The sequence below is a fragment of the Rhodococcus sp. MPR-R1B genome (assembly GCF_058793255.1).
Map to the genome: position 1 here is coordinate 234,323 of NZ_JBXAFO010000002.1, position 19,905 is coordinate 254,227.

Consider the following 19,905-nt stretch of genomic DNA (forward strand, 5'->3'; position numbering starts at 1 on the left):
CAGTGTGACGGCAATTATGCCTGTTTGCAACATAAATTGAGTGCGAAGCGCACAGAAACTCAGGAGTGAATGCGATGCAGGGTTACCCGGAGGGTGTCACCGCGCTCGTTACCGGCGGTGCGAGCGGAATCGGCGCCGCCAGTGCAAAGCTGCTGACGGAGAGGGGAGTTCGGGTGGTAACGGCAGATCTTGCCGAGGGTGCGGACGAACAACTCGACGTGAGTGATCCGACAGCAGTCGATGCGCTTCGAACCAGACTCGGCAGAGTCGACATCTTGATCAACAGTGCGGGAATCGTAGGACCATCAGCGCCACTCGTCGACGTCGACCTCGCGGCTTGGCGGCGTACGTTCCGCATCAACGTCGAAGGGACATTCCTGATGTGCCGGGCGTTCGTGCCGGGGATGGTTGCGTCCGGGTGGGGGCGGGTCGTCAATCTCGCGAGTATTGCTGCCAAGGACGGAAACCCGAATCAGAGTGCATATTCCGCGTCCAAAGCGGCAGTCGTCGCGCTGACGAAGTCGCTCGGCAAAGAGGTCGCCACCGCCGGTGTGCTGGTCAACGCGATTGCTCCCGCGGCCGTGGAAAGTCCTATGAATGCCGGCACCGATCCGGCCATCCTCGCCCGCTCGCAGTCTTTGACGCCGATGGCGCGGATGGGGCGGGCCGACGAGATCGCCGAATTGATCTCCTGGCTGTCGTCGTCGGCGGTGAGTTACTCGACGGGTGCTGTGTACGACGCCAGCGGTGGCCGCGCAACGTACTGAATTACCTTCTGGAAGAAGTCGATCAGAACTGGAGCAGTGACTGCCACAGTTCGCGAGATGCGTCCTGGTACTCGAGCATGTGCGAGATCAGTTCACGCAGTGGCTGCGTCGGTTCGAGTTCTTCCGGAAGGAGCGGATTGCGCACGATGACCGCGATCACCGCGCTGCCCAAGGCAAGTGATTCACGGGCAGCCTCCTCGCGACTGATTGTCGCCAGGCGTGTTTGCGCCTGTGTGAGTGCTTCACGGGCCTCGGCGATGTCGACCAACAGTGCTTCCGAGTTCCAGAGTGTGCGGATTGTCGAATCATCCTCGGGGGCAAGGTGAGCGATTTCCATGACAGCCGATTCGGGGGCGGCGCCGAGTCGGCGGAGAGTGCGGCGGGCGCTGTCCGTGCCGCCGAGCAGATTGTTCGGGCGGACGGCGAGTGTGGGCTTCCACTCCTCGTAGCCCGCCAGGCGCAGCGCCTGATCGTGTCTTCGGGCGGCAGTGCGGTCGCTTCGTTTGAGCGCTGAGTGCTCGACGGCTATCCACGTGCCGTCCCAGGGGCGTATGCGATCGGTACGAGTTCGCCACCCCTCGACCTCGCTGTAGGTGGGGATGCCGTCCGGGTTGAGGACGTACGTTCCACGAGCGGTGCGACGCAGTTTGTTCTCGCGGCACAGGCGGCCCGTTGCCACGCGAACGCTCGATGCGCTGACACCGACGATCTCGCCGGCCCGGGTCAGCACTGCAGTGCTGAACTCGGTGTCCGGACTCGCCGTTGCGAGGTCCAGCACAACTCGGGTTGCGGACATTCCTCGATCAGTTTGTAACAACTTTTGAACAACTCCTGACAAATTCTGTTACAAGTGGCATGGTGGGTACCGGGAAACCTTATCCGCGAGCAGTGAGGAAATATCGTGACCGACTCCGATCGACCAGGTGGCGATGTCTATGTGGAGCGTGACGGTGGCGTCACCGTCATCGTGATGAATCGCCCTGATCGCAAGAATGCGGTGGACGGGCCGATGGCGGCGCAGTTGCGTGATGCCTTCCTGGAGTTCGAATCGGACGAGAGTCAGAAGGTGGCGATTCTGTGGGGCGCGGGCGGCACATTTTGTGCCGGTGCGGATTTGACCGCAGTCTCCGACCCCGCCCGCGTGCACGAGTTGCATCCGGAAGGCGGCGGCACCGGCCCGATGGGGCCGAGTCGGTTGGTGTTGTCCAAGCCATTGATCGCCGCCGTCAGCGGATACGCGGTTGCAGGAGGGCTCGAGCTTTCATTGCTCGCGGACCTGAGGATCTGCGAGGAGGATTCCGTCTTCGGAGTCTTCTGCCGGCGCTGGGGAGTTCCTCTCATCGATGGTGGGACCGTGCGACTGCCGCGAATCGTCGGGCAGGGGCGAGCGCTCGACATGATCTTGACCGGTCGCCCGGTCGACGCTCCGGAGGCGCTGGCCTTCGGACTGGCCAATCGTGTTGTTCCAGTGGGGCAGTCACTCCAGGCAGCCAAGGAGCTTGCGCACCAGTTGTCCGCTTTCCCTCAACTCTGCATGCTCGCGGATCGCGCGTCGGCCTACCGATCTTTTGATCTACCACTTGCCGAAGCACTGCGGGCCGAGGGCGTCGCGGGAAATCCCATTGTCATCGCTGAAGGTGTGCGCGGCGCTGCTGCGTTCGCCGCGGGCGCCGGCCGGCACGGCCGGTTCGAGAACAACCCGAATTCGAACGAGGAAACTGAACCATGATGCCCATAACCAGAGACCTGATCGCCCGTGGTGCGCGACAGCACGGATCGCGAACAGCCGTCGTTTTCGGCGATCGATCGATGACGTTCACGGAAGTGGACGAACTCAGCAGCCGATTGGCGCACACATTCATCGCCCTCGGTATCGGGCGTGGTGCACGGGTTGCATTGCTGGTCAACAACTCTCTTGCCAGCGTCCCCGTCGATTTTGCCTGTGTCAAAGCCGGCATCAACAGGGTTCCGCTCAACTCGCGTCTCTCGCTCGACGAGCACGCGAGAATGCTCGAGGACACCGACACCTCGCACGTCGTCTTCGGTAGTGACCTCGCCGTCCGCGCCGCTGAACTGTCCGCCAGGTTCCCCGAACGTACGTTCATCGGGCTGGAAACAGGTTCGGCGCGGCAGCGTTCGCTGCTCGACCAAGCACAGAGCATGCCTTCGGACACACCGGACGTCGAGTTAGCTCCCGACGATGTGATCCTGACGCTGTTCACCTCCGGGACCACGGGAACATTGAAGGCCGCGCAGCACACTCAGCGCAGCTACGCCGGCATCTGCCGCAATGTTCTGCTCAATCTGCTTCCGGCGACTCAGGACGATACGATGCTGCACGCGGCATCACTGATTCATGCCAGCGGTGTCTTCGTGCTTCCGTTCTGGCTGCGTGGCGGCAAGACCGTCATCCTTCCCGGATTCGACCCGTCGACCTTCTTGGACTCGATAACCGAGCATCGGGCTACGGCAATCAATCTGGTGCCGACGATGATTCAGATGCTCCTCGAACGCCCTGATTTTGCGAGCGCAGACATCTCGAGTCTGAAATCCGTGATCTACGGTGCGTCGCCGATGCCGCTGGCCACCATCGAACGTGCAATGCAGGCGTGGGGGCAACACCGTTTTCTCCAGTACTACGGGCAGACCGAGGCACCGCTGTGTATTGCAGTCTTACGGCCCGAAGATCACACGGAAGATCGCCTGCTGTCCTGTGGTCAGCCGGCCATCGACGTCGAGATCAGGCTGCTCGACGGCGAGGGAAACGAAGTGCCCCAGGGAGAACCGGGTGAAATCGTGATCCGCTCGCCATCGGCGATCGCCGGATACTTCAATGCACCGGAACTGAATGCGGACACCTTCACCGAAGACGGCTGGGTTCACACCCGTGACATCGGTCAGTTCGACGCCGAAGGATTCTTGTTCTTGAAGGACCGAGCTTCGGACATGATCATCAGCGGCGGATACAACGTCTACCCCCGTGAAGTCGAGGACGCACTCCTGACGCATCCGTCTGTCCGTGAGGTCGCCGTGGTGGGTACCGCCGACGCCAAGTGGGTGGAGGCGGTCACGGCTGTGGTGGTACTCGAGGACGGGACCGTCGAAAATGACGCGCTCCAAGGATCATTGGTCGCGCACGTCGGCGAGCGACTGGCGTCGTACAAGAAGCCGCGTCGGGTTGTTTTCGCAGAATCCATACCGAAGACGGCCGTCGGCAAGCTCAATCGGAAGGCGCTGCGAGACGAACTCCGCGACGCTATCTAACTCCGCGAGTGCGGAATTGAACGCTGATTCTCGGCCCGAGGGCCCGCGCGCTCTTCGGGACACAGTGTTCCCACGTGCGTTGGCAGGATCCGCCCATGACGAGTAGATCTCCGTGTCCGAGATTGAAGCGGATGGATTCGCCGCCCCCACGAGGGCGCAATAGGAGCGGGCGAGCCGCACCGAGAGACAGGATGGCCACCATCGTGTCCTCGGTGCGACTTCGTCCCGTGTCGTCCCCGTGCCAGGCAACGCTGTCGGAACCGTCGCGATAGAAACACAGACCCGACGTGGCGAATGGTTCACCGAGTTCGTCGAAGTAGTGACTGCTCAGCGCGTCTTTGGCTTCGGTGAGAAGCGCGTCCGGCAGTGGTTGATTCTCTGCGTAGAAACACACCAGACGAGGGACGTCGACAACGCGGTCGTACATCTGACGCCGTTCGGAACGCCACGGCACCGTAGCCTCCAGATTGTCGAACACGGCCTCCGATCCGGTCAGCCAGGCCGGGCGATGGTCGACCCATGCGCCGGCGGTGAGAATACGTCGCTGCACCGTGCCGTCGAGATCGGCCAAAGAAACGCCGAGGTCACCGTTGTCGAACAGAGACGGTTGCATCGTGGCGGTCATAGGCTCCACCGTACACCGAAATCGAACATATGTTCCCATGAATTTTGATTGCAGTGCTGGACGGCTGTTCATCCTTGCTGGGTGATGTCCGTCGGCGTGAACCTTTGAATACTGTTCTCACGCTATTTCGCCGAAGAAGGGGACGTCATGACTGCTCCGCACCAATCTCATGCGAACCATCCTGTCCGACAAGGCTTTGCCATCGGGACCACGGTGGCGGCAGCCTGCCTGCTCTTCGTCGCGGGAATCGTCGCGTTGCTCCAGGGCATCGCGGCTCTCGCAGACAACGACCTGCTGATCGTCGGAGTCAACTACACCTTCGAATTCGATGTCACGACATGGGGTTGGATCCACATCGTGCTCGGAATCATCGGCATCGCGGTGTCGCTGGGATTGTTCGTCGGCATGACGTGGGCCCGCGGCATGGCCTTCGTGATCGCGGCGCTCTCGATCGTGGCGAATTTCCTGTGGATGCCGTACTACCCGCTGTGGTCGATCGTGATCATCGCCCTCGACGTCGCCGTGATCTGGGCCGTCGCGACCTGGCGACCTGACGAGGTGTGATCCTCTGACCGAAGTGAGTGGTTCACCTGCGACAGGTGAACCACTCACTTCGCTGTGTCCGGGCCTCCACGGTCGGCCTCATCCCTACACGGCGTCAGCGCCGTTTCGGTGACTCGCGATCCTGGTTCTCGCGCGGACGCATGTCCTTCGTCGATCGGTGTGGGAAGCCGTGGATCATCGAGCAAGAGATCCAGCAGATCACCACCGTTGCGATTCCGAGTCCGATCGACGCGAATGGTTCCTGCGTGGCCAGCCAGACGCTCAGTCCGATTGCCGTCCCGACGATCAGAATCAGGATGGTGTCGAGTCGTGTCGTTTGCATCGAAATCATCGCCTGGCACAGATTGTTTTCGGCGGCCCGCTGGTTTTGGCGGCCCGCCACCCGGCGAGTGACAGCCGGGGGCAGACCTTGCGCGGCTGACCCCTCGCTCTGGAAATCGCCGCCGCAAGTGATCAATACCCGCGAAATTCGTCTGCGAAACTATTGGCAGGCAGAACAGGACCTTAGGCCTCAAGGCCGGCATGCCGGCCTTGACTATGACGTAGCGTCATAGTTGATGCTGTTCGTATGCGAATCAGCGACGTGGCCAGTGCGGCAGGCACCACTCCGCGGACCGTTCGGCACTATCACCGACTGGGGCTGCTGGCCGAGCCGAGACGACTGTCCAACGGTTACAGAACTTACGAACTTCCCGATCTGGTCAGGCTGATGCGCATTCGTTGGCTCTCCGCCGCCGGCATTCCACTCGGATCCATTGCCGCGATGATCGAACCGAAGCCGATCGATGCACGAGAACCGGACGACTTCGCCGAAGATCTTTCCTCCCTGATCGCGGAGATAGACCGGAAACAGCGCGTCCTCGCAGACCAGCGAGTGCGCCTCCAGGAAATGCTCTCGGCGCGAGGCGCCGGCCGGGTGGTCTCGCCGCTTCCGGTGGAGTTGCTGTCTGCGTTCGACGAGTTGATCGCGTCGTCCCCGACGGATTCGGTTCGGCGTCTGTTCGAGCGTGAACGCGACATGTGGGAATTGGTGGCGATCTCGGGAGCAGCGCCACACGAACTGTTCTCCACGGCTGCGCGATTGCTGTCCGACGAGGGCGACCGGAAGAGAATTGTCGATCTGTACCGTCGTTTCGCCGCTCTGTCTGGGCGCGAGGTAGCCGAGGTTGCAGACGAGATCGCGTACTTGTCGGACGAACTGGAGGAATCACTGGACGGGGTGCTCGGCGATGTGTACTCAGACGGAGACTCCGCAGGTGTGGGATTCTCGGTTGGGATCGCGGACCTGGTGCCCGATCCAGCGCAACGTGAAGTGGTCGCGCGCGTCGCAACACGTCTCATGTCAGGCGGTACGGCGTGATCCGATCACTGTGGTTGCTCTCGACGGGTCGGAGAGACGGAGGTTCCAGTGATACAGCGACTTTCGGCTACGCGAGGGGGACAATGTCGATACCGGTGGCATTTGTTGCGGCGAGTGTGATCGAGGCCGTAGCGATTCACTTCCTGGTGCCGTGGCAGTGGCTTCGCGTCGTGCTGCTCGTTGCAACGGTGTTGTCGCTGATTGCGATTGGCGGTTGGCTTGCCGGACGCGTCGTGCACCCGCACCTCGTCTCGGCTCGAACGGTAGTGTTTCGATCCGGCACGGGCATTCGAGTCGAGGTGGACCGATCACGGATTTCGCGGGCGAGCATGGTCCGAAGGTTCGGTGAGACAGCAAATGTGATTGTCGACGATCGCTTGGTTCTGCCGGGGCCCGACGGCACTGTCGTGGACATAGACTTCGATCGGCCGCTCTCGGTCACGCTCCCGAAACGGCTCTCGAAGGCCAGTCCCACCACGATCGGTGGGCTGCGGTTGCATGTCGATCAACCCGGCGAGTTCTGTGCTGCATTGGCGCCGAACTGAATTCGCAACGATCGTTGGATCCGGTCAGTGCGGAGACCTCGGTGGAAGACCTTCACGGAACGGATCGACAACCAGCCACTGCACCGTGCCACCGACATTCCATAGTGCACCGGGGTTGTCGAGCGAGGCCGCGTACGTTGCCGCAGCTTGGTCGCCGGCGATCTCACCGCTCTCGCCCGACGGCGGGTTGGGCTCGAGGAATTCGGAGGGGTGCGGCCCTGGCCATGCAGGCACGTCGAACGGGGAAATGCTGGTGTCGATGAAGCCAGGTCGATGCACGGTCACCCGGTCGGGAACTTGCTTGGTTCCCGCCGCCACGGCGATCCCTGGTCCTTCGGCAGCTTCGCCGTCGCCGCTACCGCAGCCTGCCACTGCAAGAACAAGTCCCGTGATTGCCACACCCACTACCGCATGACGTATCCGCACCGTTTTCTCCTAGCCGGGGCTCACCCCGTTCGAACTCCACTATTGCATCTCGCCAACTCCGCGGGACGCGTCTTCCGATAAATGTGGGAAACGCACTGAATGTGCGTAGAAGACTCGGATTGCCAAACTATTCAGCGGTCGATCGAGGTGCGGCGGCAACGGATTGTGCCTGCCACCGTTCTTCGATGCGGCCGTACCGCCACACGAGGAGGGCGATCATCCAGGTGGCAACGAAGAGTCCGACGATGATGAAGCCCATCGCGCCGAGATCCAAGTTCCCGATGGCGCCGAGAATCCCGTCGTGAATGTCGAGTTTGTCGGTGAAGATCGAGATGATTTCCTGGGTCCCGATCAGCAGTGCCACTGCCACCGAGAGTCCGGTGATCACCATGTTGTAGTAGATCTTTCGTACCGGCTGGGCAAATGCCCAACCGTAAGCGAAGTTCATGAACGATCCGTCGATCGAGTCGAACAGAGACATCCCGGCGCAGAAGAGTATCGGTAGAACGAGGATCGAATACCACGGGAGCCCTGTCGCTGCCGCGCCGCCGGCGATCACCAACAGCCCCACTTCGGTGACGGTGTCGAATCCCAGTCCGAACAGTAGGCCGACCGGGTACATGTGCCAGGGCTTGCGAACCATCTTCATCACCGGGCCCAGGATCTTGTTGAGGGCGCCGCGGCTGTCGAGTTCCTTCTCGAGTTGCTCCTCGTCGAAGGTTCCGGCCTTGTACTTCGTGTACACCCGATGAATCCCGATGAGAGAGAAAAGATTCAGGAGGCCGATCAAGATCAGGAACGTTCCGGAAATGGTGGTGCCGAACAAGCCGGTCCACCTCTCCAGATCGGAGTTGTCGTCGGAAAGGCTGGTGGCAAGTTGCCGCACACCCAACGCCAGAAGTGCGACGAGAACAAAGACGATGGTGGAGTGCCCGAGTGAAAACCAGAAACCGACGGACATCGGTTTCTTGCCGTCCGCCACCAACTTCCGAGTGGTGTTGTCGATGGCGGCGATGTGATCGGCGTCGAAAGCATGGCGCATGCCGAGCGTGTACGCCGTGACACCGAGTCCGATGCCGAAGACACTGCCTTCGATCGTGTAGTGGCCGGGGACAACCAGACCGAGCAGAACTGCCCACCCGACGACGTTGAGTGCAACGACGGTGACGGTCATTCCGATGATGCTTCGACGCTGGCCTCGATCCAGACTGTGCCAAGCGCCGGCGATTCGGGTGCCCGTCGTGGTCATTGTCGTGGACATCGAACCTCACCGATCTTTCAGTCGCGGCCGGCGGCCACCCTACTGAAATCGTATAAGTGTTCAACTGTTCAGATAAGCGCCTGGAGGTTACAAATCACCCATCCGGGAGTAAAACTGCTTTGCTCCCGGATGGGAAACGCTCAGGCAAACACGGTATTGACCAGCGCGACGTAGATCGTCGTTCCGACAACGATGCTCAGGACGGCATTCTTTCGCCACAGGTGCGTGGCGATTGTGGCACACACTGCAATCAGTTCGGGGAGGCCGTGGGACGGGGCGGTGATCGACACCCCTTTGAGTGAATACATCACGAGGATCAGCATGACGCCGGCCGGCATGTAGATGCCGAGGTAGCCGACCAGGGCGGAGGAGCGCAGCGGCATGAGCGCGGCGAAGGGGATTGCGCGCAGCGCGAAGGTGACCACGGCCATGACTGCGACCGCCGCAAAGATGTACGAGGTGTCAGGCATCGATCTTCGCCTTTCGTGAGTCGTAGACAAAGCGGCCGATCAGGAAGAGCACGAAGGCGCCCATTGCAATTGGCAGCATGTGATCCGGGGCTGCGAGCCGGGCGACCAGAGCGCAGGTGACCGCAGCGACCGGCACCGCGAATCCGTTTTGTGCGCGAATTGCCTCGATCGAGAGGACGACGAACAGTGCGGTCAGAGCGAAGTCGAGACCGACTATCGAGTCCGGAATCCACTGTCCTGCCGTCGCGCCCAGGATCGCGCCACCGATCCAGTAGCCGTGGAGGTACAGCTGGGAGTAGACGATGACGCGTCCGGTGAGTGCCTTGGGATCGGCAGTTACCGACATCGCATAGGCCTCGTCGGTCAGCGCGAACATGCTGTAGAAGCGGGCGAAGGGGTTGCGAATCTTTTCCAGCGGAAAACTCAAGGCGTAGAACACATGTCGAAAGTTGACCAGCAGTGCGGTCAGCGCGACGTACGGCAGTGGTGTCATGGCCGCGACCATTCCGACGGCGAGAAACTCCAGCGATCCGGCGTAGATCAGCGAGGTGAAAGCGACTGCCCACCAAGGGTTGAGGCCCTGTTGGACCACAAGAACGCCCAGGGCTATCCCGAGTGGGAGCAGGCCGAATCCGACCGGCAGCGACAGTTGGAAGGCGTGCCGCCACGCCGGGGTTCGCGGCGAGAGTTCGACGGCAGGCGCGGCCGTCGACGATGCTGGTTCGATCACGACGCAAATCTATAACAAAGATCGAGGTGATCGATTGCTCAGAATGCCCACATATTGAACAGTGCGCAATAATAGTGCGATGGATGCCATGGATGACGCAATTTTGTTTCACCTCCGTCAGGACTCGAGTCTGACGAACACGGAATTGGCGGATCTGGTGGGTCTGACACCGTCCCCTTGCCTGCGCCGCGTGAAAAAGCTCGAAGCCGACGGAATCATCACCGGGTACCGCGCGATCGTCAGTCAGGAAGCGCTTGGCCGAGGATTTCAGGTGATTGTCACCGCCGAGATCGGAGTCAACGACCAGGCGACCATCGAGGACTTCGAATCCCAGGTCGCCGCCTTCGACGAAGTGATCGAATGTCGGCGGTTGTTCGGAATTCCCGACTACTTCATTCGGGTCGCGGTGAAAGATCTCGCGACGTACGAGAACTTCATGGTCACCAAGCTCAGCGGGCTTCCGGCTGTCTCGCGGGTGACATCGCTGATCACCATGAAGACCATCAAGAGTGTCGACTGATGCCCGGGCTCGGCTGAACCTTCACTAGGTGTCGGTGGTCGGCGTTAACGTCGGAACATGGGATACGAATTTCAAGTCACAGTAGATTCGGCACACCCGCACGAACAGGCGAAGTGGTGGGCCGCAGCACTCGGGTGGGCAGCGGAGCCCAGCGACGAAGACTTCATCAGGGGCCTCGTCGCTGCTGGTCACGCCAAGGAATCTGACACCACGACCTTCGAGGGAGTTCTCGTCTGGCGCGAAGGTGCAGCCATCAGCGATCCGGAGCATCCCGAACGTCCCCGCGTTCTGTTCCAACTGGTTCCGGAATCGAAGACGGTGAAGAACCGGCTCCATTTCGACATACGAGTGGGCGACAAGCGCGAGGATGTCGCAGCGCACCTCGAGACGGTGGGGGCGACGATCCTGCACCGGGGAGCGCAGGGGCCGAGCGTGTGGATCACGATGACCGATCCCGAAGGAAACGAGTTCTGCGTCAGCTAGCGGTACGAACTCGGAGTGTCGCCGGTCCATCGTTTGAAGGCCCGACGGAACGCGCTGGGCTCGGAGAACCCCAATCGCGCTGAGAGTACTTCGACGGATTCTCCGCGCCGCAAACCAGCGATGGCTACGTCGCGGAGCACTTCCTCGCGTAGTTGATTCAGTGATGTTCCGTCACGCCGCAGCAGTCGACGCAGATGGGGAACGCTGATCGAGAGCATCTCGGCGATCTCCTCGGCCGTGGAGGTTCGCCCCTTCACTCCGAGTTCCAGGACCCGTCGCACCTGCGCCGACGCAGTGCTGTCGTAGTCGCGTTCGGACATGAGCTGAATCGGAGATTCTCGGAGGTACTCCTCCAACGTCTCCTCGGTTTGGATGATCGGTGCGCGCATGGCCGAGTTGTCGAACTCCAGTGCCGCTCGCTGCGCGCCGAAGGTGACCGGCGCTCCGAAGATGTAGTCGTAGTCCTGCGCCAACCGCGCATCCGGTGCCGAGTACGGAAATTCGACTGCCCGAAGTCGGACGCGCTTTCCGATCAACCACGCGGAAAATCGGTGCAGCAAGATCAGGACAAAATCGGTTGTGACACGTTCTGCGACATCAGGTTCGGCGACGCCTTCGCGAGCTCGGACTGCGAAGCTCACCCGCGTGCTTTCCTCGCCCTTTTCGATCGCCAGTGGGGCCAGAGCCGGTAGCGCACGGATCACGTCGGACATTCGAGCGAACGCTGATCCGAGGTCAGGGCAATGGATCAACGTCAGGCAGATCAATCGGAAAGTGCCACGGGGGACCGGGGCGGATCCGAGGCCGAACAATTCGTCGTCGGTGATCTGCCAGGTGGTTTGAATGAAGGTGGTGACCTGAGTTGGGGTCAGCCGCGCGCGAGCGTCCGACAATGTCTCCAGGTCGATCCCAGCAGCTCGCAGTGCACCAGACAAATCGACGTCGTTGTCCGGCGAGAACGCGAGGTAGCGGTGGACGAATGCGGTCGGGATGGTCCGCGCTGTCATGGGTGCGCTGCTCCTTGGAGCAGGTGGAGACGGCGTGCAGCTTCGGAAAGAATGTGGTCCTGCTTGCAGAAGGCGAAGCGCACCAGGTGCTTCCAATCGTCGCGGTTGTCCGCGAACACGTCGACCGGTACGGCCGCGACGCCGATACGCTCGGGCAGTGCGCGACAGAAATCTCCCGCGTCGGTTTCACCCAACGGTCTGATGTCGGCAAGGAGGAAGTACGTGCCGCCGCCGGAATGCACCGTGAAACCGGCCTCGGTCAGAGCTTTTCCGAGTACGTTCCGTTTGCCCTCCAAGCTCTGTCGAAGTTCGACGACCCACGGCTGTTCGTTGGTCAGCGCGTAGGCAACGGCCGGTTGAAATGGTGCACCGGCAACAAATGACATGAACTGCTTGGCGGCACGGACTCCGTCGATGAGTTCTCGGGGGCCGATCGCCCAGCCGGTCTTCCAGCCGGTGACATTGAAAGTCTTTGCGGCACTGGACACAGTGACGGTGCGCTCACGCATGCCCGGGAGCGACGCCATCGGTGTGTGGGTGAGGCCGTCGAAGACCAAGTGCTCGTAGACCTCGTCACTCAACACGATCAGGTCGCGTTCGCACGCGAGTTCGGCGATCGCTCGAAGTTCGTGATCGGTGAATACGGTGCCGGTGGGGTTGTGAGGACTGTTGACGATCAGCATCTTCGTCTTGGCGGTGATCGCGCCGCGCAATGCATCGAGATCGACCGCGAATCCGTCTCCCGCGGCGACCAGCGGAACAGTCCGACGCACAGCGCCTGCCAATGCGACGGATGCAGCGTAGGAGTCGTAGTACGGCTCGATCAGCACTACTTCTTCGCCGGGTTCGACCAGTCCGAGAATTGCAGCACTGATCGCCTCGGTGGCGCCGACGGTGACCAGAACTTCGGAGTCGGGATCACTGACGAGTCCGTAGCGGATGCGCCGATCCTCCGCGATGGCTTGGCGCAAGACGGGCATGCCCGGACCGGGCGGGTATTGATTGACGCCTTCGGCGATGGCTCGGCGCGCTACTTCGAGCATGGCCGCAGGACCGTCGGTATCCGGAAAGCCCTGACCGAGGTTGACCGCGTCGTGAAGTGTGGCCAACGCTGTCATCTCGGCGAAGATCGTGGATGCGAACGGCTGCAGACGCGAGACGGTGCGGTTGCGGGGCGTCGAAGGCATCTTTGCAGCTTAGTCGGCTGACACCGCATCCTCACATCCGCTCGGACGCGGTGCTTGTCACGTTTGAATCGCCGCCATCGTCCAACTCTGTAGAGAGCATCGAATCCGGTGCCCCAGAACATACGGAGGCTTGCCATGACTCGCATTCCAGCAGTGACACCGTCAGAAGCCAGTCCGTTGATCAAAGTGGCATACAAATTCGCCGCCAGGCAGTACGACGAAGTCCCCGAGCCCTTTGCCGTCCTGGCCAACCATCGGAAATTGTTCGTCGCGGCTGCCCGTCACGAGATGGCCGTGCAGAAGGCGTCGAAGGTGCTGCCGTCGAACATTCGTGAACTGGCCGTCTATCGCGTCGCCTGGACTGTCGGCTGCTCGTGGTGTGTCGACTTCGGGACGATGCTCTCGCGCCTGGACGGTTTGGACATCGACAAGCTGAAAGGGATCGCGAATTACCGGGATTCACCGAAGTACAGCGAGGACGAGCGGGCCGCGATCGCCTACGCCGATGCCATGACCGGTGACCCGCACGGGGAGAACGGGGTGACGGACGAGCAGGTCGCGGATCTCGAGCGCAGGTTCGGGCGAGCGGGCGTCGTGGAACTGACCTATCAGATCGGGCTCGAAAACATGCGCGCCCGGATGTATTCGGCGTTGGGGATCACCGAGCAAGGGTTCAGCACCGACTCCTGCCGCGTGCCCTGGACCGAAGAATGATGCGCTGACTCGTCTACGGCAACTATCGACAATGCTCCGCAGATACGTGATCATGATTGACTAGTTCACGCATCTGCGGAGTATTTCGGCTTGTTAGGTCCGCACTTGCGACCTACGATCACCTGGTGCCCAACATTCGAATCCGCGAAGCTGCCGGTCTGCTCGGTGTCAGTGACGACACCGTTCGACGGTGGGTCGACGGTGGGCTTCTCACCGCGACGACGGACGACTCCGGCCGCAAGGTCATCGACGGTGCCGAGTTGGCGGGCTTCGCCCGGTCCAACGCCGGACCCGCACCGGCCGATCCGCTCACGGGTGCGAGTTCGGCCCGCAACCGGTTCGCCGGCCTCGTCACCAAGGTCGTCACCGACAAGGTGATGGCCCAGGTCGAAATGCAGTGTGGGCCCTTCACTGTCGTCTCGTTGATGAGTACCGACGCGGTTCGGGAGCTCGGACTCGAGGTCGGGAGTATCGGAGTCGCAATCGTGAAGGCCACCACGGTCATCGTGGAAACGCCGTAGTTCTGAACATACTGGAGGAAATTCGTGAAGCGTGTAGTCGGACTTGTTGCAGCAGGTGCCTTTTCGCTTGCCCTGGTGACCGGTTGTAGTTCCTCCGACAATTCGTCGTCGGAGACGTCGTCGGCCGCTCCGACCACGACCACTTCCAGTGACAGTGCCACGGGAAGCATCACCGTCTTCGCGGCGGCGTCACTCAAGAACAGCTTCACCGAACTCGGCAAGGAGTTCGAGTCCGAGAACCCCGGTTCATCGGTCACATTCAGCTTTGCCGGGTCCTCGGATCTCGTCGCCCAGATCACCCAGGGCGCACCGGCTGACGTGTTCGCCTCGGCTGACGCCGCCAACATGACCAAGGCCACCGATGCCGGTGTCGTCGCGGGGTCGCCCTCGGATTTCGCGAGCAATACCTTGACGATCGTTGTACCGCCTGGCAATCCGAAGGGCATCGCGTCCTTCGCAGATCTGGAAAAGGAGGGGACACAACTGGTGATCTGCGCTCCGCAGGTCCCGTGCGGCGCGGCTACGAAGAAGGTCGAGACGGCCACAGGTGAGACCCTCTCGCCCGTCAGTGAGGAATCGTCGGTGACGGACGTTCTCAACAAGGTGACGTCCGGGCAGGCCGATGCCGGCATCGTCTACGTCACCGACGCGAAGTCCGCGGGTGACAAGGTGCAGACGGTCGCGTTCCCGGAAGCCACCACGGTGGTCAACCTGTACCAGATTGCGGTGCTGAAGGATTCGAAGAATTCGGGAACGGCAACCAAATTCGTCGATCTCGTGAAGGGGCCCAAGGGCCTGGCAGTTCTGAGTGACGCGGGATTCGCTGCCCCGTGACACACCTAAGACCGGCAGTCCGGGCTCCGCTCGGGTTGCCGGTATGGATTTACCTTCCGGCGCTGATCGGCGGAGCGTTTGTCATCGCGCCCTTGGCGGCGATGCTGGCTACCGTGCAGTGGTCGCAGTTCTGGGAACTCGTGACTTCCGAATCGTCGGTTGCCGCGTTGAAACTGAGTTTGAAGACAGCGGCAATGAGCACGCTGCTGTGCATCCTGTTCGGGGTACCGATGGCCGCGGTATTGGCGCGCAGTCATTTTCGGGGACTGTCCGTTCTTCGATCGTTGATTCTGCTCCCGCTGGTTCTGCCGCCCGTGGTGGGCGGTATCGCGTTGCTGTACACGTTCGGGCGCAAAGGGTTGATCGGTGAGCAGTTGGAAGTGCTCGGCATCCAGATAGCATTCTCGACAACCGCGGTGGTCCTGGCGCAGACGTTTGTTGCGCTACCGTTCCTCGTCGTCAGCCTCGAAGGTGCACTACGCACTGCGGGTACAAGATACGAGGCCGTTGCCTCGACGCTCGGAGCCCGCCCGACCACCGTGCTTCGCCGGGTGACTCTGCCTCTGGTGCTTCCCGGTCTGGTGTCAGGGGCAGTTCTGGCTTTCGCTCGCGCGCTGGGGGAATTCGGTGCGACGCTGACCTTCGCGGGGAGTCTGCAAGGGGTGACGCGTACCCTGCCGCTGGAAATCTATCTCCAGCGCGAGACCGATCCGGATGCAGCGGTAGCGCTTTCGCTGGTGTTGGTCGTAGTCGCGGTGGTCATCGTGGTTGCGGTGCGTGGACGCGGATCGGCGGGTTCGTTGTGAGTGGCCTCCACGTCGACATCGAGATTCCGGAGCGCGACGTCGTTGCGACGTTCGACGTCGCGGCGGGCGAGGTGACCGCCATCCTCGGGCCGAACGGCGCCGGCAAGTCGACGGTACTGGCGGCGGTTGCCGGACTGCATCATCCGCGGCGCGGATTGATCGAACTCAATTCCCGCGTTCTCACCGATACCCGTAGGGGAGTCGTGTTGGCACCCCATCGGCGCGGCACTGCCCTACTCGCGCAAGAGGCACTTCTCTTTCCCCATCTCAGTGCGGCTGCGAACGTGGCGTTCGCGCCGCGCAGTGCAGGGCGGTCGCGTCGCGATTCCGCCGAGTCCGCGCGCCATTGGCTGGAGGCAGTCGACGCCGGCGATTTGGCTGACCGCAGGCCTTCACAGCTCTCCGGCGGCCAAGCGCAACGGATTGCAGTGGCGAGGGCATTGGCTGCTGAACCCGAACTGCTTCTGCTCGACGAACCGATGTCCGCGCTCGATGTCGCCTCCGCCCCCGCGCTGCGGTCGTTACTGCGCCGAGTGCTCAGGACCGGCGATCGCACTGCCGTACTGGTCACGCACGACGCTCTGGACGCACTTGCGCTGGCCGACACGGTTGTCGTCATGGACGGTGGCCGGGTCGTCGAACGTGGTGACGTACGAACAGTTCTGACCCGCCCGCGTAGTGCATTCGCAGCACGCATCGCCGGGATCAACTTGCGCAGCGGCACGATGGCCGGAGACGGAGTGCTCAGAAGTCCGGTCGGGGTGGATATCGCGGGCCAGACGGAGACCGACCTACCGGCCGGCAGTGCCGCCGTGGCGGTCTTCGAGCCGCGAGCAGTGTCGGTCTACCTGGATCCGCCGCACGGCAGCCCACGAAACGCGTTTGCGGTCACGATCGCGGAGATCGAAAACCGAGGCGATGTCGTCCGAGTGCGAGCCGAGGACGAAGCCGGCCAGCCGGGCTTGTCTGCCGACATCACGGCGAGCGCAGCGGCCGAACTCGATCTGGTTCCGGGATCGGCCGCTACGTTTGTGGTCAAGGCCACCGAGACGCTGATCTATGCGCAGGGCGCAGGCTCGTAGACGTCCTCTACGACCGAATCCGCATAGAGGGCTGCAATTTCGGATGCGTACTTCTCGGCTATCGGCTTGCGCCTGAGCTTCATCGTCGGTGTCAGCTCGTCGCCGCCTGGCTCCCAGAACGTGGTGAGTACGTGAAACCGCTTGATCTGCTCGGCCCTCGACAGACGCGAGTTTCCCTCGGCGACAGCAGTTGCAACGACGTCGACGATCCGAGCGTCCTTGGCGAGTACCGCGGCCTCGGCCGCAAGTCCCAGTGAGCGTGCCGCTCCGACCGCGGCGTCGGCGCTGAGTGTGATCAACGCTGTGTTGAACTTTCGGCCGTCTCCGATCGTCACGACCTCACCGATCAACGACGACGACGTCTTCACTGCCGTCTCGATGGCGGCCGGTGACATGTTCTTTCCCGACGCGTTGATGATCAGCTCCTTCTTGCGATCGATCACCGTGAGGTAGCCGTCCGCGTCGGCGGTGACGACATCTCCGGTCGAGAGCCACCCGTCTGCACTGATCGCTTCGGCCGTTTTTGCCGGTTCGCCGCGGTACCCCTTCATGACCAACGGGCCTCGAACCAGTAGCTCGCCGTCCGCCTCGATGCGCATTTCCATGCCTGGGAGTAACTTTCCGACCGTTCCGAGCTTGGTCGGCTCGGCCGGCGCGGTGCTCGCGATGCATGTCAGCTCGGACATTCCCCAGATCTCCGAGATCGGAACTCCCAGGGCTGCAAAGAATGCCAACGTGTCCGGCGGAATCGGTGCGGCGCCAGAGATGGCCCACTTCAGTTCGGCAAAGCCGAGTTTCGCACGCAGAGCGGACAGGACCATCGTATCGGCTCGGGCGTAGTCCGCTTCCAGTTCGGCGGGGACTGTTTCACCGGCTCGTAAGTGTGCGAGACGAGTGCGACCGACGTCGAGTGCCCACTGCAACGCCGCTCGCCGCGCGTCGTCCGGTTCGTTGGCGACAGCCGATTCGACTGCAACTTTCAGCTTTTCCCACACACGGGGGACGCTGCCCCAGATCGTGGGGCGACAGTCCGGAAGCGCGGCCGCTACCTGGCTCGGATCCGGCACGACAGTGATCTGGGTGCCGAACACCATTTGCATGTACAGGCAGGTGAGCCGATCGGCGATGTGCGCCGATGGCATGTACGAGGTGATGCGGTCACCGAATTCGACGGGGAGTACAGCGCTTACGGCGTTGGTTTCGAACAACAGGCATGCATGAGTCGTCTCGACGCCCTTGGGGTTGCCGGTCGTGCCGGAGGTGTAGATCAACGTGGCGACGTCGTTCGGTTTCACCGCACGCCAGGTGCCCTCGAAATCGAAATCCGATGCGGCAGAATTCTTCATCTGCTCCAGGGTCACGGTGCCGGGCTGGTGGACATGCGATTGCGCGTCGACGACGACGATCGTCTCGAGTGTGGCGCCCGAGCGGCGGACCGTATCCACGTACCGGTCTTCGCAGACGAGAACCCGTGCACCGGAATTGGCGAGGATGTAACGGATGGCTTCGGGTGCCGACGTGTTGTAGATGGAGAAGGACGTCGCGCCGAGATGTTGGGCACCGACGTCGATCGGATAGAACTCGATGCGGTTACTCATCATCAAGGCAACCGTATCGCCTTGTCCCACGCCGATTCCGGCCAATCCCGCGGCAACCTCGCGGACCTGTTCGGCGTACTCGCGCCACGTCAGTGTTCGCGCATCGCCGATGTCTCGCAGGGCCACCGCGTCGGGCGCTACCGCCGACACTCGCTGGAAGGCTGCACACAACGTGGTCATGATGATCTCCTGGATGCCTTTGTCAGGGCTGATACATTCGTCGGGGCCGCAGCGGTGGTTCTGTCTTCGAGTTCGCGGATCAGGTCGTGTGCCTGTTTGTCCCTGGCCAGATAGCCGTCGGCCAGGACATTGATGAATCCGCGTCCCCACGCCCAGGGTTCCCAGGCAGCGGGGGCAAGGGTCCGCGCGGCGCGGCGCGCGATCGCGTCTGCGATCACCGTGGCGGCACGGTCCGGGGAGATTCGATGACGGAGGGGACCGGGTAGTCGAGCGTCGAGTTTGCGCCCGATCTCGTCGTCGTCGAGTGTGGCGCGTGCAAGTTGTGTATCCACCATCCCGAAGTACGCGATGCCGGCAGTGGCGCCGTAGCCGGCAACCTCGAGACGCAGCGCCCGGCCGAGCGCTTCGACCCCAGCCTTACTGATCATGTACGAAGCGCCGCCCAAACCGGGGGCGAACGACGCCGCCGATGACACGACGACGATGTGCCCACTGTTGCGGATCACCTCGTCGATGGTCGGATGCACGGTGTTGAAGACGCCGGTGAGATTGACGTCGAGCACACGATCGAAGGCGTCGGGATCGATCTGGCGCAATGTTGCCGGGGGAGGGGTGATTCCGGCGTTGGCAACCACGACGTCGATTCTGCCCAGCTGCTCGATGATCGTTTGCACGGCTGCTGTCATGCCGTCCCGATCTCGGACATCGGCCGTCACCGTCACGACTCGCTGTGACTCGAATGAGCGCTCGGCCGTTGCCAATGAACTTTCGTTGACGTCGACCAGCGCCACGGTGGCCCCACGCCGGTGGAGAGTGCGCGCCAGCGCGGAACCGATACCGTCGCCTCCGCCGGTGATCAGCACGACCTTTCCGGCAACGTCGTAGTCGATTCGGCGTCCGGGCAGTGGAATGCCCAGATCGCGGACTGTTCCCGCAATTGCGGACATGCGTCCCGTCATTG

General features: G+C 62.1%; 24 protein-coding genes. 13 read left to right on the plus strand and 11 right to left on the minus strand.

Annotated elements, in window-relative coordinates:
* The first annotated feature begins 74 nt into the window (after window positions 1-74).
* Window positions 75-767 carry an SDR family NAD(P)-dependent oxidoreductase gene (locus AC1Q61_RS03790; protein WP_029256054.1) on the plus strand — a complete coding sequence of 231 codons (693 nt, stop codon included), beginning with the start codon at window positions 75-77 and terminating at the stop codon, window positions 765-767.
* 22 nt (window positions 768-789) lie between these two features.
* Here AC1Q61_RS03790 and AC1Q61_RS03795 read toward each other — a convergent pair whose 3' ends face one another.
* On the minus strand, window positions 790-1,563 hold the full coding sequence (locus AC1Q61_RS03795; protein ID WP_019744985.1) for a hypothetical protein: 774 nt from the start codon (window positions 1,561-1,563) through the stop codon (window positions 790-792).
* 105 nt (window positions 1,564-1,668) lie between these two features.
* On the opposite strand from AC1Q61_RS03795, the gene AC1Q61_RS03800 reads away from it, so the two are divergent.
* Complete coding sequence (locus AC1Q61_RS03800) at window positions 1,669-2,496, plus strand: crotonase/enoyl-CoA hydratase family protein (protein ID WP_019744984.1); 828 nt, start codon at window positions 1,669-1,671, stop codon at window positions 2,494-2,496.
* Window positions 2,493-4,031, plus strand: a complete 1,539-nt coding sequence (locus AC1Q61_RS03805) for an AMP-binding protein (RefSeq protein ID WP_133727966.1) — start codon at window positions 2,493-2,495, stop codon at window positions 4,029-4,031. Before AC1Q61_RS03800 ends, AC1Q61_RS03805 begins: the two co-directional genes overlap by 4 nt.
* Here AC1Q61_RS03805 and AC1Q61_RS03810 read toward each other — a convergent pair.
* Window positions 4,024-4,656: an alpha-ketoglutarate-dependent dioxygenase AlkB gene (locus AC1Q61_RS03810; protein WP_029256052.1), complete on the minus strand. Its 633-nt coding sequence runs from the start codon at window positions 4,654-4,656 to the stop codon at window positions 4,024-4,026. The two genes, AC1Q61_RS03805 and AC1Q61_RS03810, sit on opposite strands and share 8 nt — an antisense overlap.
* Before the next feature lie 147 nt (window positions 4,657-4,803).
* On the opposite strand from AC1Q61_RS03810, the gene AC1Q61_RS03815 reads away from it, so the two are divergent.
* Window positions 4,804-5,220: a DUF7144 family membrane protein gene (locus AC1Q61_RS03815; RefSeq protein ID WP_003940106.1), complete on the plus strand. Its 417-nt coding sequence runs from the start codon at window positions 4,804-4,806 to the stop codon at window positions 5,218-5,220.
* A 94-nt stretch (window positions 5,221-5,314) separates the two neighbouring features.
* Here AC1Q61_RS03815 and AC1Q61_RS03820 read toward each other — a convergent pair whose 3' ends face one another.
* Window positions 5,315-5,542, minus strand: coding sequence for a hypothetical protein (locus AC1Q61_RS03820; RefSeq protein WP_020970523.1), 228 nt, complete (start codon window positions 5,540-5,542; stop codon window positions 5,315-5,317).
* A gap of 246 nt (window positions 5,543-5,788) precedes the next feature.
* On the opposite strand from AC1Q61_RS03820, the gene AC1Q61_RS03825 reads away from it, so the two are divergent.
* Both AC1Q61_RS03825 and AC1Q61_RS03830 read left to right on the plus strand, forming a co-directional pair.
* A complete protein-coding gene (locus AC1Q61_RS03825) occupies window positions 5,789-6,580 on the plus strand; it encodes a MerR family transcriptional regulator (protein WP_024487274.1) in 792 nt (263 codons plus the stop codon).
* An 83-nt stretch (window positions 6,581-6,663) separates the two neighbouring features.
* Window positions 6,664-7,125 (plus strand): hypothetical protein, encoded by a 462-nt coding sequence (locus AC1Q61_RS03830; protein ID WP_029256051.1) that lies wholly within the window; start codon window positions 6,664-6,666, stop codon window positions 7,123-7,125.
* Window positions 7,126-7,149: 24 nt separating this feature from the next.
* Here AC1Q61_RS03830 and AC1Q61_RS03835 read toward each other — a convergent pair whose 3' ends face one another.
* The 4 genes from AC1Q61_RS03835 to AC1Q61_RS03850 form a co-directional block, all read right to left on the minus strand.
* A complete protein-coding gene (locus AC1Q61_RS03835) occupies window positions 7,150-7,551 on the minus strand; it encodes a hypothetical protein (RefSeq protein WP_021345310.1) in 402 nt (133 codons plus the stop codon).
* Window positions 7,552-7,678: 127 nt separating this feature from the next.
* Entirely contained in the window at window positions 7,679-8,812 is a 1,134-nt protein-coding gene (gene nicT, locus AC1Q61_RS03840) for a Nickel transporter NicT (protein WP_492650932.1), read from the minus strand.
* Window positions 8,813-8,952: 140 nt separating this feature from the next.
* On the minus strand, window positions 8,953-9,282 hold the full coding sequence (locus AC1Q61_RS03845; RefSeq protein ID WP_141488508.1) for a branched-chain amino acid transporter permease: 330 nt from the start codon (window positions 9,280-9,282) through the stop codon (window positions 8,953-8,955).
* Window positions 9,275-10,012, minus strand: coding sequence for an AzlC family ABC transporter permease (locus tag AC1Q61_RS03850; protein WP_020970518.1), 738 nt, complete (start codon window positions 10,010-10,012; stop codon window positions 9,275-9,277). The genes AC1Q61_RS03845 and AC1Q61_RS03850 overlap by 8 nt, the downstream gene beginning before the upstream one ends.
* A 79-nt stretch (window positions 10,013-10,091) precedes the next feature.
* Here AC1Q61_RS03850 and AC1Q61_RS03855 point away from each other — a divergent pair, with 79 nt between their 5' ends.
* Window positions 10,092-10,532, plus strand: coding sequence for an Lrp/AsnC family transcriptional regulator (locus tag AC1Q61_RS03855; RefSeq protein WP_020970517.1), 441 nt, complete (start codon window positions 10,092-10,094; stop codon window positions 10,530-10,532).
* Window positions 10,533-10,589: 57 nt separating this feature from the next.
* Complete coding sequence (locus tag AC1Q61_RS03860; protein WP_003940409.1) at window positions 10,590-11,015, plus strand: VOC family protein; 426 nt, start codon at window positions 10,590-10,592, stop codon at window positions 11,013-11,015.
* Here AC1Q61_RS03860 and AC1Q61_RS03865 read toward each other — a convergent pair.
* Both AC1Q61_RS03865 and AC1Q61_RS03870 read right to left on the minus strand, forming a co-directional pair.
* The gene (locus tag AC1Q61_RS03865) at window positions 11,012-12,022 is read right to left on the minus strand and encodes an AraC family transcriptional regulator (protein WP_019744973.1); all 1,011 of its coding nucleotides are present in this window, start codon (window positions 12,020-12,022) and stop codon (window positions 11,012-11,014) included. The genes AC1Q61_RS03860 and AC1Q61_RS03865 overlap by 4 nt on opposite strands.
* On the minus strand, window positions 12,019-13,209 hold the full coding sequence (locus AC1Q61_RS03870; RefSeq protein WP_492650931.1) for a pyridoxal phosphate-dependent aminotransferase: 1,191 nt from the start codon (window positions 13,207-13,209) through the stop codon (window positions 12,019-12,021). The genes AC1Q61_RS03865 and AC1Q61_RS03870 overlap by 4 nt, the downstream gene beginning before the upstream one ends.
* 135 nt (window positions 13,210-13,344) lie before the next feature.
* Between AC1Q61_RS03870 and AC1Q61_RS03875 the strand changes: the two genes are divergently transcribed.
* The 5 genes from AC1Q61_RS03875 (at window position 13,345) to AC1Q61_RS03895 (ending at window position 17,166) form a co-directional block, all read left to right on the plus strand.
* Window positions 13,345-13,923, plus strand: coding sequence for a carboxymuconolactone decarboxylase family protein (locus AC1Q61_RS03875; protein ID WP_141488510.1), 579 nt, complete (start codon window positions 13,345-13,347; stop codon window positions 13,921-13,923).
* Between the two features lie 125 nt (window positions 13,924-14,048).
* Entirely contained in the window at window positions 14,049-14,444 is a 396-nt protein-coding gene (locus tag AC1Q61_RS03880; protein WP_003940157.1) for a TOBE domain-containing protein, read from the plus strand.
* Window positions 14,445-14,468: 24 nt separating this feature from the next.
* A complete protein-coding gene (gene modA / locus AC1Q61_RS03885; protein WP_141488511.1) occupies window positions 14,469-15,278 on the plus strand; it encodes a molybdate ABC transporter substrate-binding protein in 810 nt (269 codons plus the stop codon).
* Window positions 15,275-16,084 carry an ABC transporter permease gene (locus AC1Q61_RS03890; RefSeq protein ID WP_020970514.1) on the plus strand — a complete coding sequence of 270 codons (810 nt, stop codon included), beginning with the start codon at window positions 15,275-15,277 and terminating at the stop codon, window positions 16,082-16,084. Before modA ends, AC1Q61_RS03890 begins: the two co-directional genes overlap by 4 nt.
* Window positions 16,081-17,166 carry a sulfate/molybdate ABC transporter ATP-binding protein gene (locus AC1Q61_RS03895; protein ID WP_141488512.1) on the plus strand — a complete coding sequence of 362 codons (1,086 nt, stop codon included), beginning with the start codon at window positions 16,081-16,083 and terminating at the stop codon, window positions 17,164-17,166. The genes AC1Q61_RS03890 and AC1Q61_RS03895 overlap by 4 nt, the downstream gene beginning before the upstream one ends.
* Here the strand turns inward: AC1Q61_RS03895 and fadD11 are convergent.
* Both fadD11 and AC1Q61_RS03905 read right to left on the minus strand, forming a co-directional pair.
* Window positions 17,142-18,944 carry a fatty acid--CoA ligase FadD11 gene (gene fadD11, locus AC1Q61_RS03900; protein WP_492650930.1) on the minus strand — a complete coding sequence of 601 codons (1,803 nt, stop codon included), beginning with the start codon at window positions 18,942-18,944 and terminating at the stop codon, window positions 17,142-17,144. The two genes, AC1Q61_RS03895 and fadD11, sit on opposite strands and share 25 nt — an antisense overlap.
* Window positions 18,941-19,903: an SDR family oxidoreductase gene (locus AC1Q61_RS03905; protein ID WP_031330876.1), complete on the minus strand. Its 963-nt coding sequence runs from the start codon at window positions 19,901-19,903 to the stop codon at window positions 18,941-18,943. The genes fadD11 and AC1Q61_RS03905 overlap by 4 nt, the downstream gene beginning before the upstream one ends.
* Window positions 19,904-19,905 lie beyond the last annotated feature (2 nt).

Coding starts and splice junctions, on each gene's coding strand:
- AC1Q61_RS03795 (WP_019744985.1), bottom strand. CDS start 1,563: ATGTCCGCAACCCGAGTTGTGCTGGACCTCGCAACGGCGAGTCCGGAC.
- AC1Q61_RS03875 (WP_141488510.1), top strand. CDS start 13,345: ATGACTCGCATTCCAGCAGTGACACCGTCAGAAGCCAGTCCGTTGATC.
- AC1Q61_RS03790 (WP_029256054.1), top strand. CDS start 75: ATGCAGGGTTACCCGGAGGGTGTCACCGCGCTCGTTACCGGCGGTGCG.
- AC1Q61_RS03905 (WP_031330876.1), bottom strand. CDS start 19,903: ATGACGGGACGCATGTCCGCAATTGCGGGAACAGTCCGCGATCTGGGC.
- AC1Q61_RS03845 (WP_141488508.1), bottom strand. CDS start 9,282: ATGCCTGACACCTCGTACATCTTTGCGGCGGTCGCAGTCATGGCCGTG.
- AC1Q61_RS03815 (WP_003940106.1), top strand. CDS start 4,804: ATGACTGCTCCGCACCAATCTCATGCGAACCATCCTGTCCGACAAGGC.
- AC1Q61_RS03865 (WP_019744973.1), bottom strand. CDS start 12,022: ATGACAGCGCGGACCATCCCGACCGCATTCGTCCACCGCTACCTCGCG.
- nicT (WP_492650932.1), bottom strand. CDS start 8,812: ATGTCCACGACAATGACCACGACGGGCACCCGAATCGCCGGCGCTTGG.
- AC1Q61_RS03830 (WP_029256051.1), top strand. CDS start 6,664: ATGTCGATACCGGTGGCATTTGTTGCGGCGAGTGTGATCGAGGCCGTA.
- AC1Q61_RS03860 (WP_003940409.1), top strand. CDS start 10,590: ATGGGATACGAATTTCAAGTCACAGTAGATTCGGCACACCCGCACGAA.
- AC1Q61_RS03810 (WP_029256052.1), bottom strand. CDS start 4,656: ATGACCGCCACGATGCAACCGTCTCTGTTCGACAACGGTGACCTCGGC.
- AC1Q61_RS03805 (WP_133727966.1), top strand. CDS start 2,493: ATGATGCCCATAACCAGAGACCTGATCGCCCGTGGTGCGCGACAGCAC.
- AC1Q61_RS03825 (WP_024487274.1), top strand. CDS start 5,789: ATGCGAATCAGCGACGTGGCCAGTGCGGCAGGCACCACTCCGCGGACC.
- fadD11 (WP_492650930.1), bottom strand. CDS start 18,944: ATGACCACGTTGTGTGCAGCCTTCCAGCGAGTGTCGGCGGTAGCGCCC.
- AC1Q61_RS03870 (WP_492650931.1), bottom strand. CDS start 13,209: ATGCCTTCGACGCCCCGCAACCGCACCGTCTCGCGTCTGCAGCCGTTC.
- AC1Q61_RS03855 (WP_020970517.1), top strand. CDS start 10,092: ATGGATGCCATGGATGACGCAATTTTGTTTCACCTCCGTCAGGACTCG.
- AC1Q61_RS03820 (WP_020970523.1), bottom strand. CDS start 5,542: ATGCAAACGACACGACTCGACACCATCCTGATTCTGATCGTCGGGACG.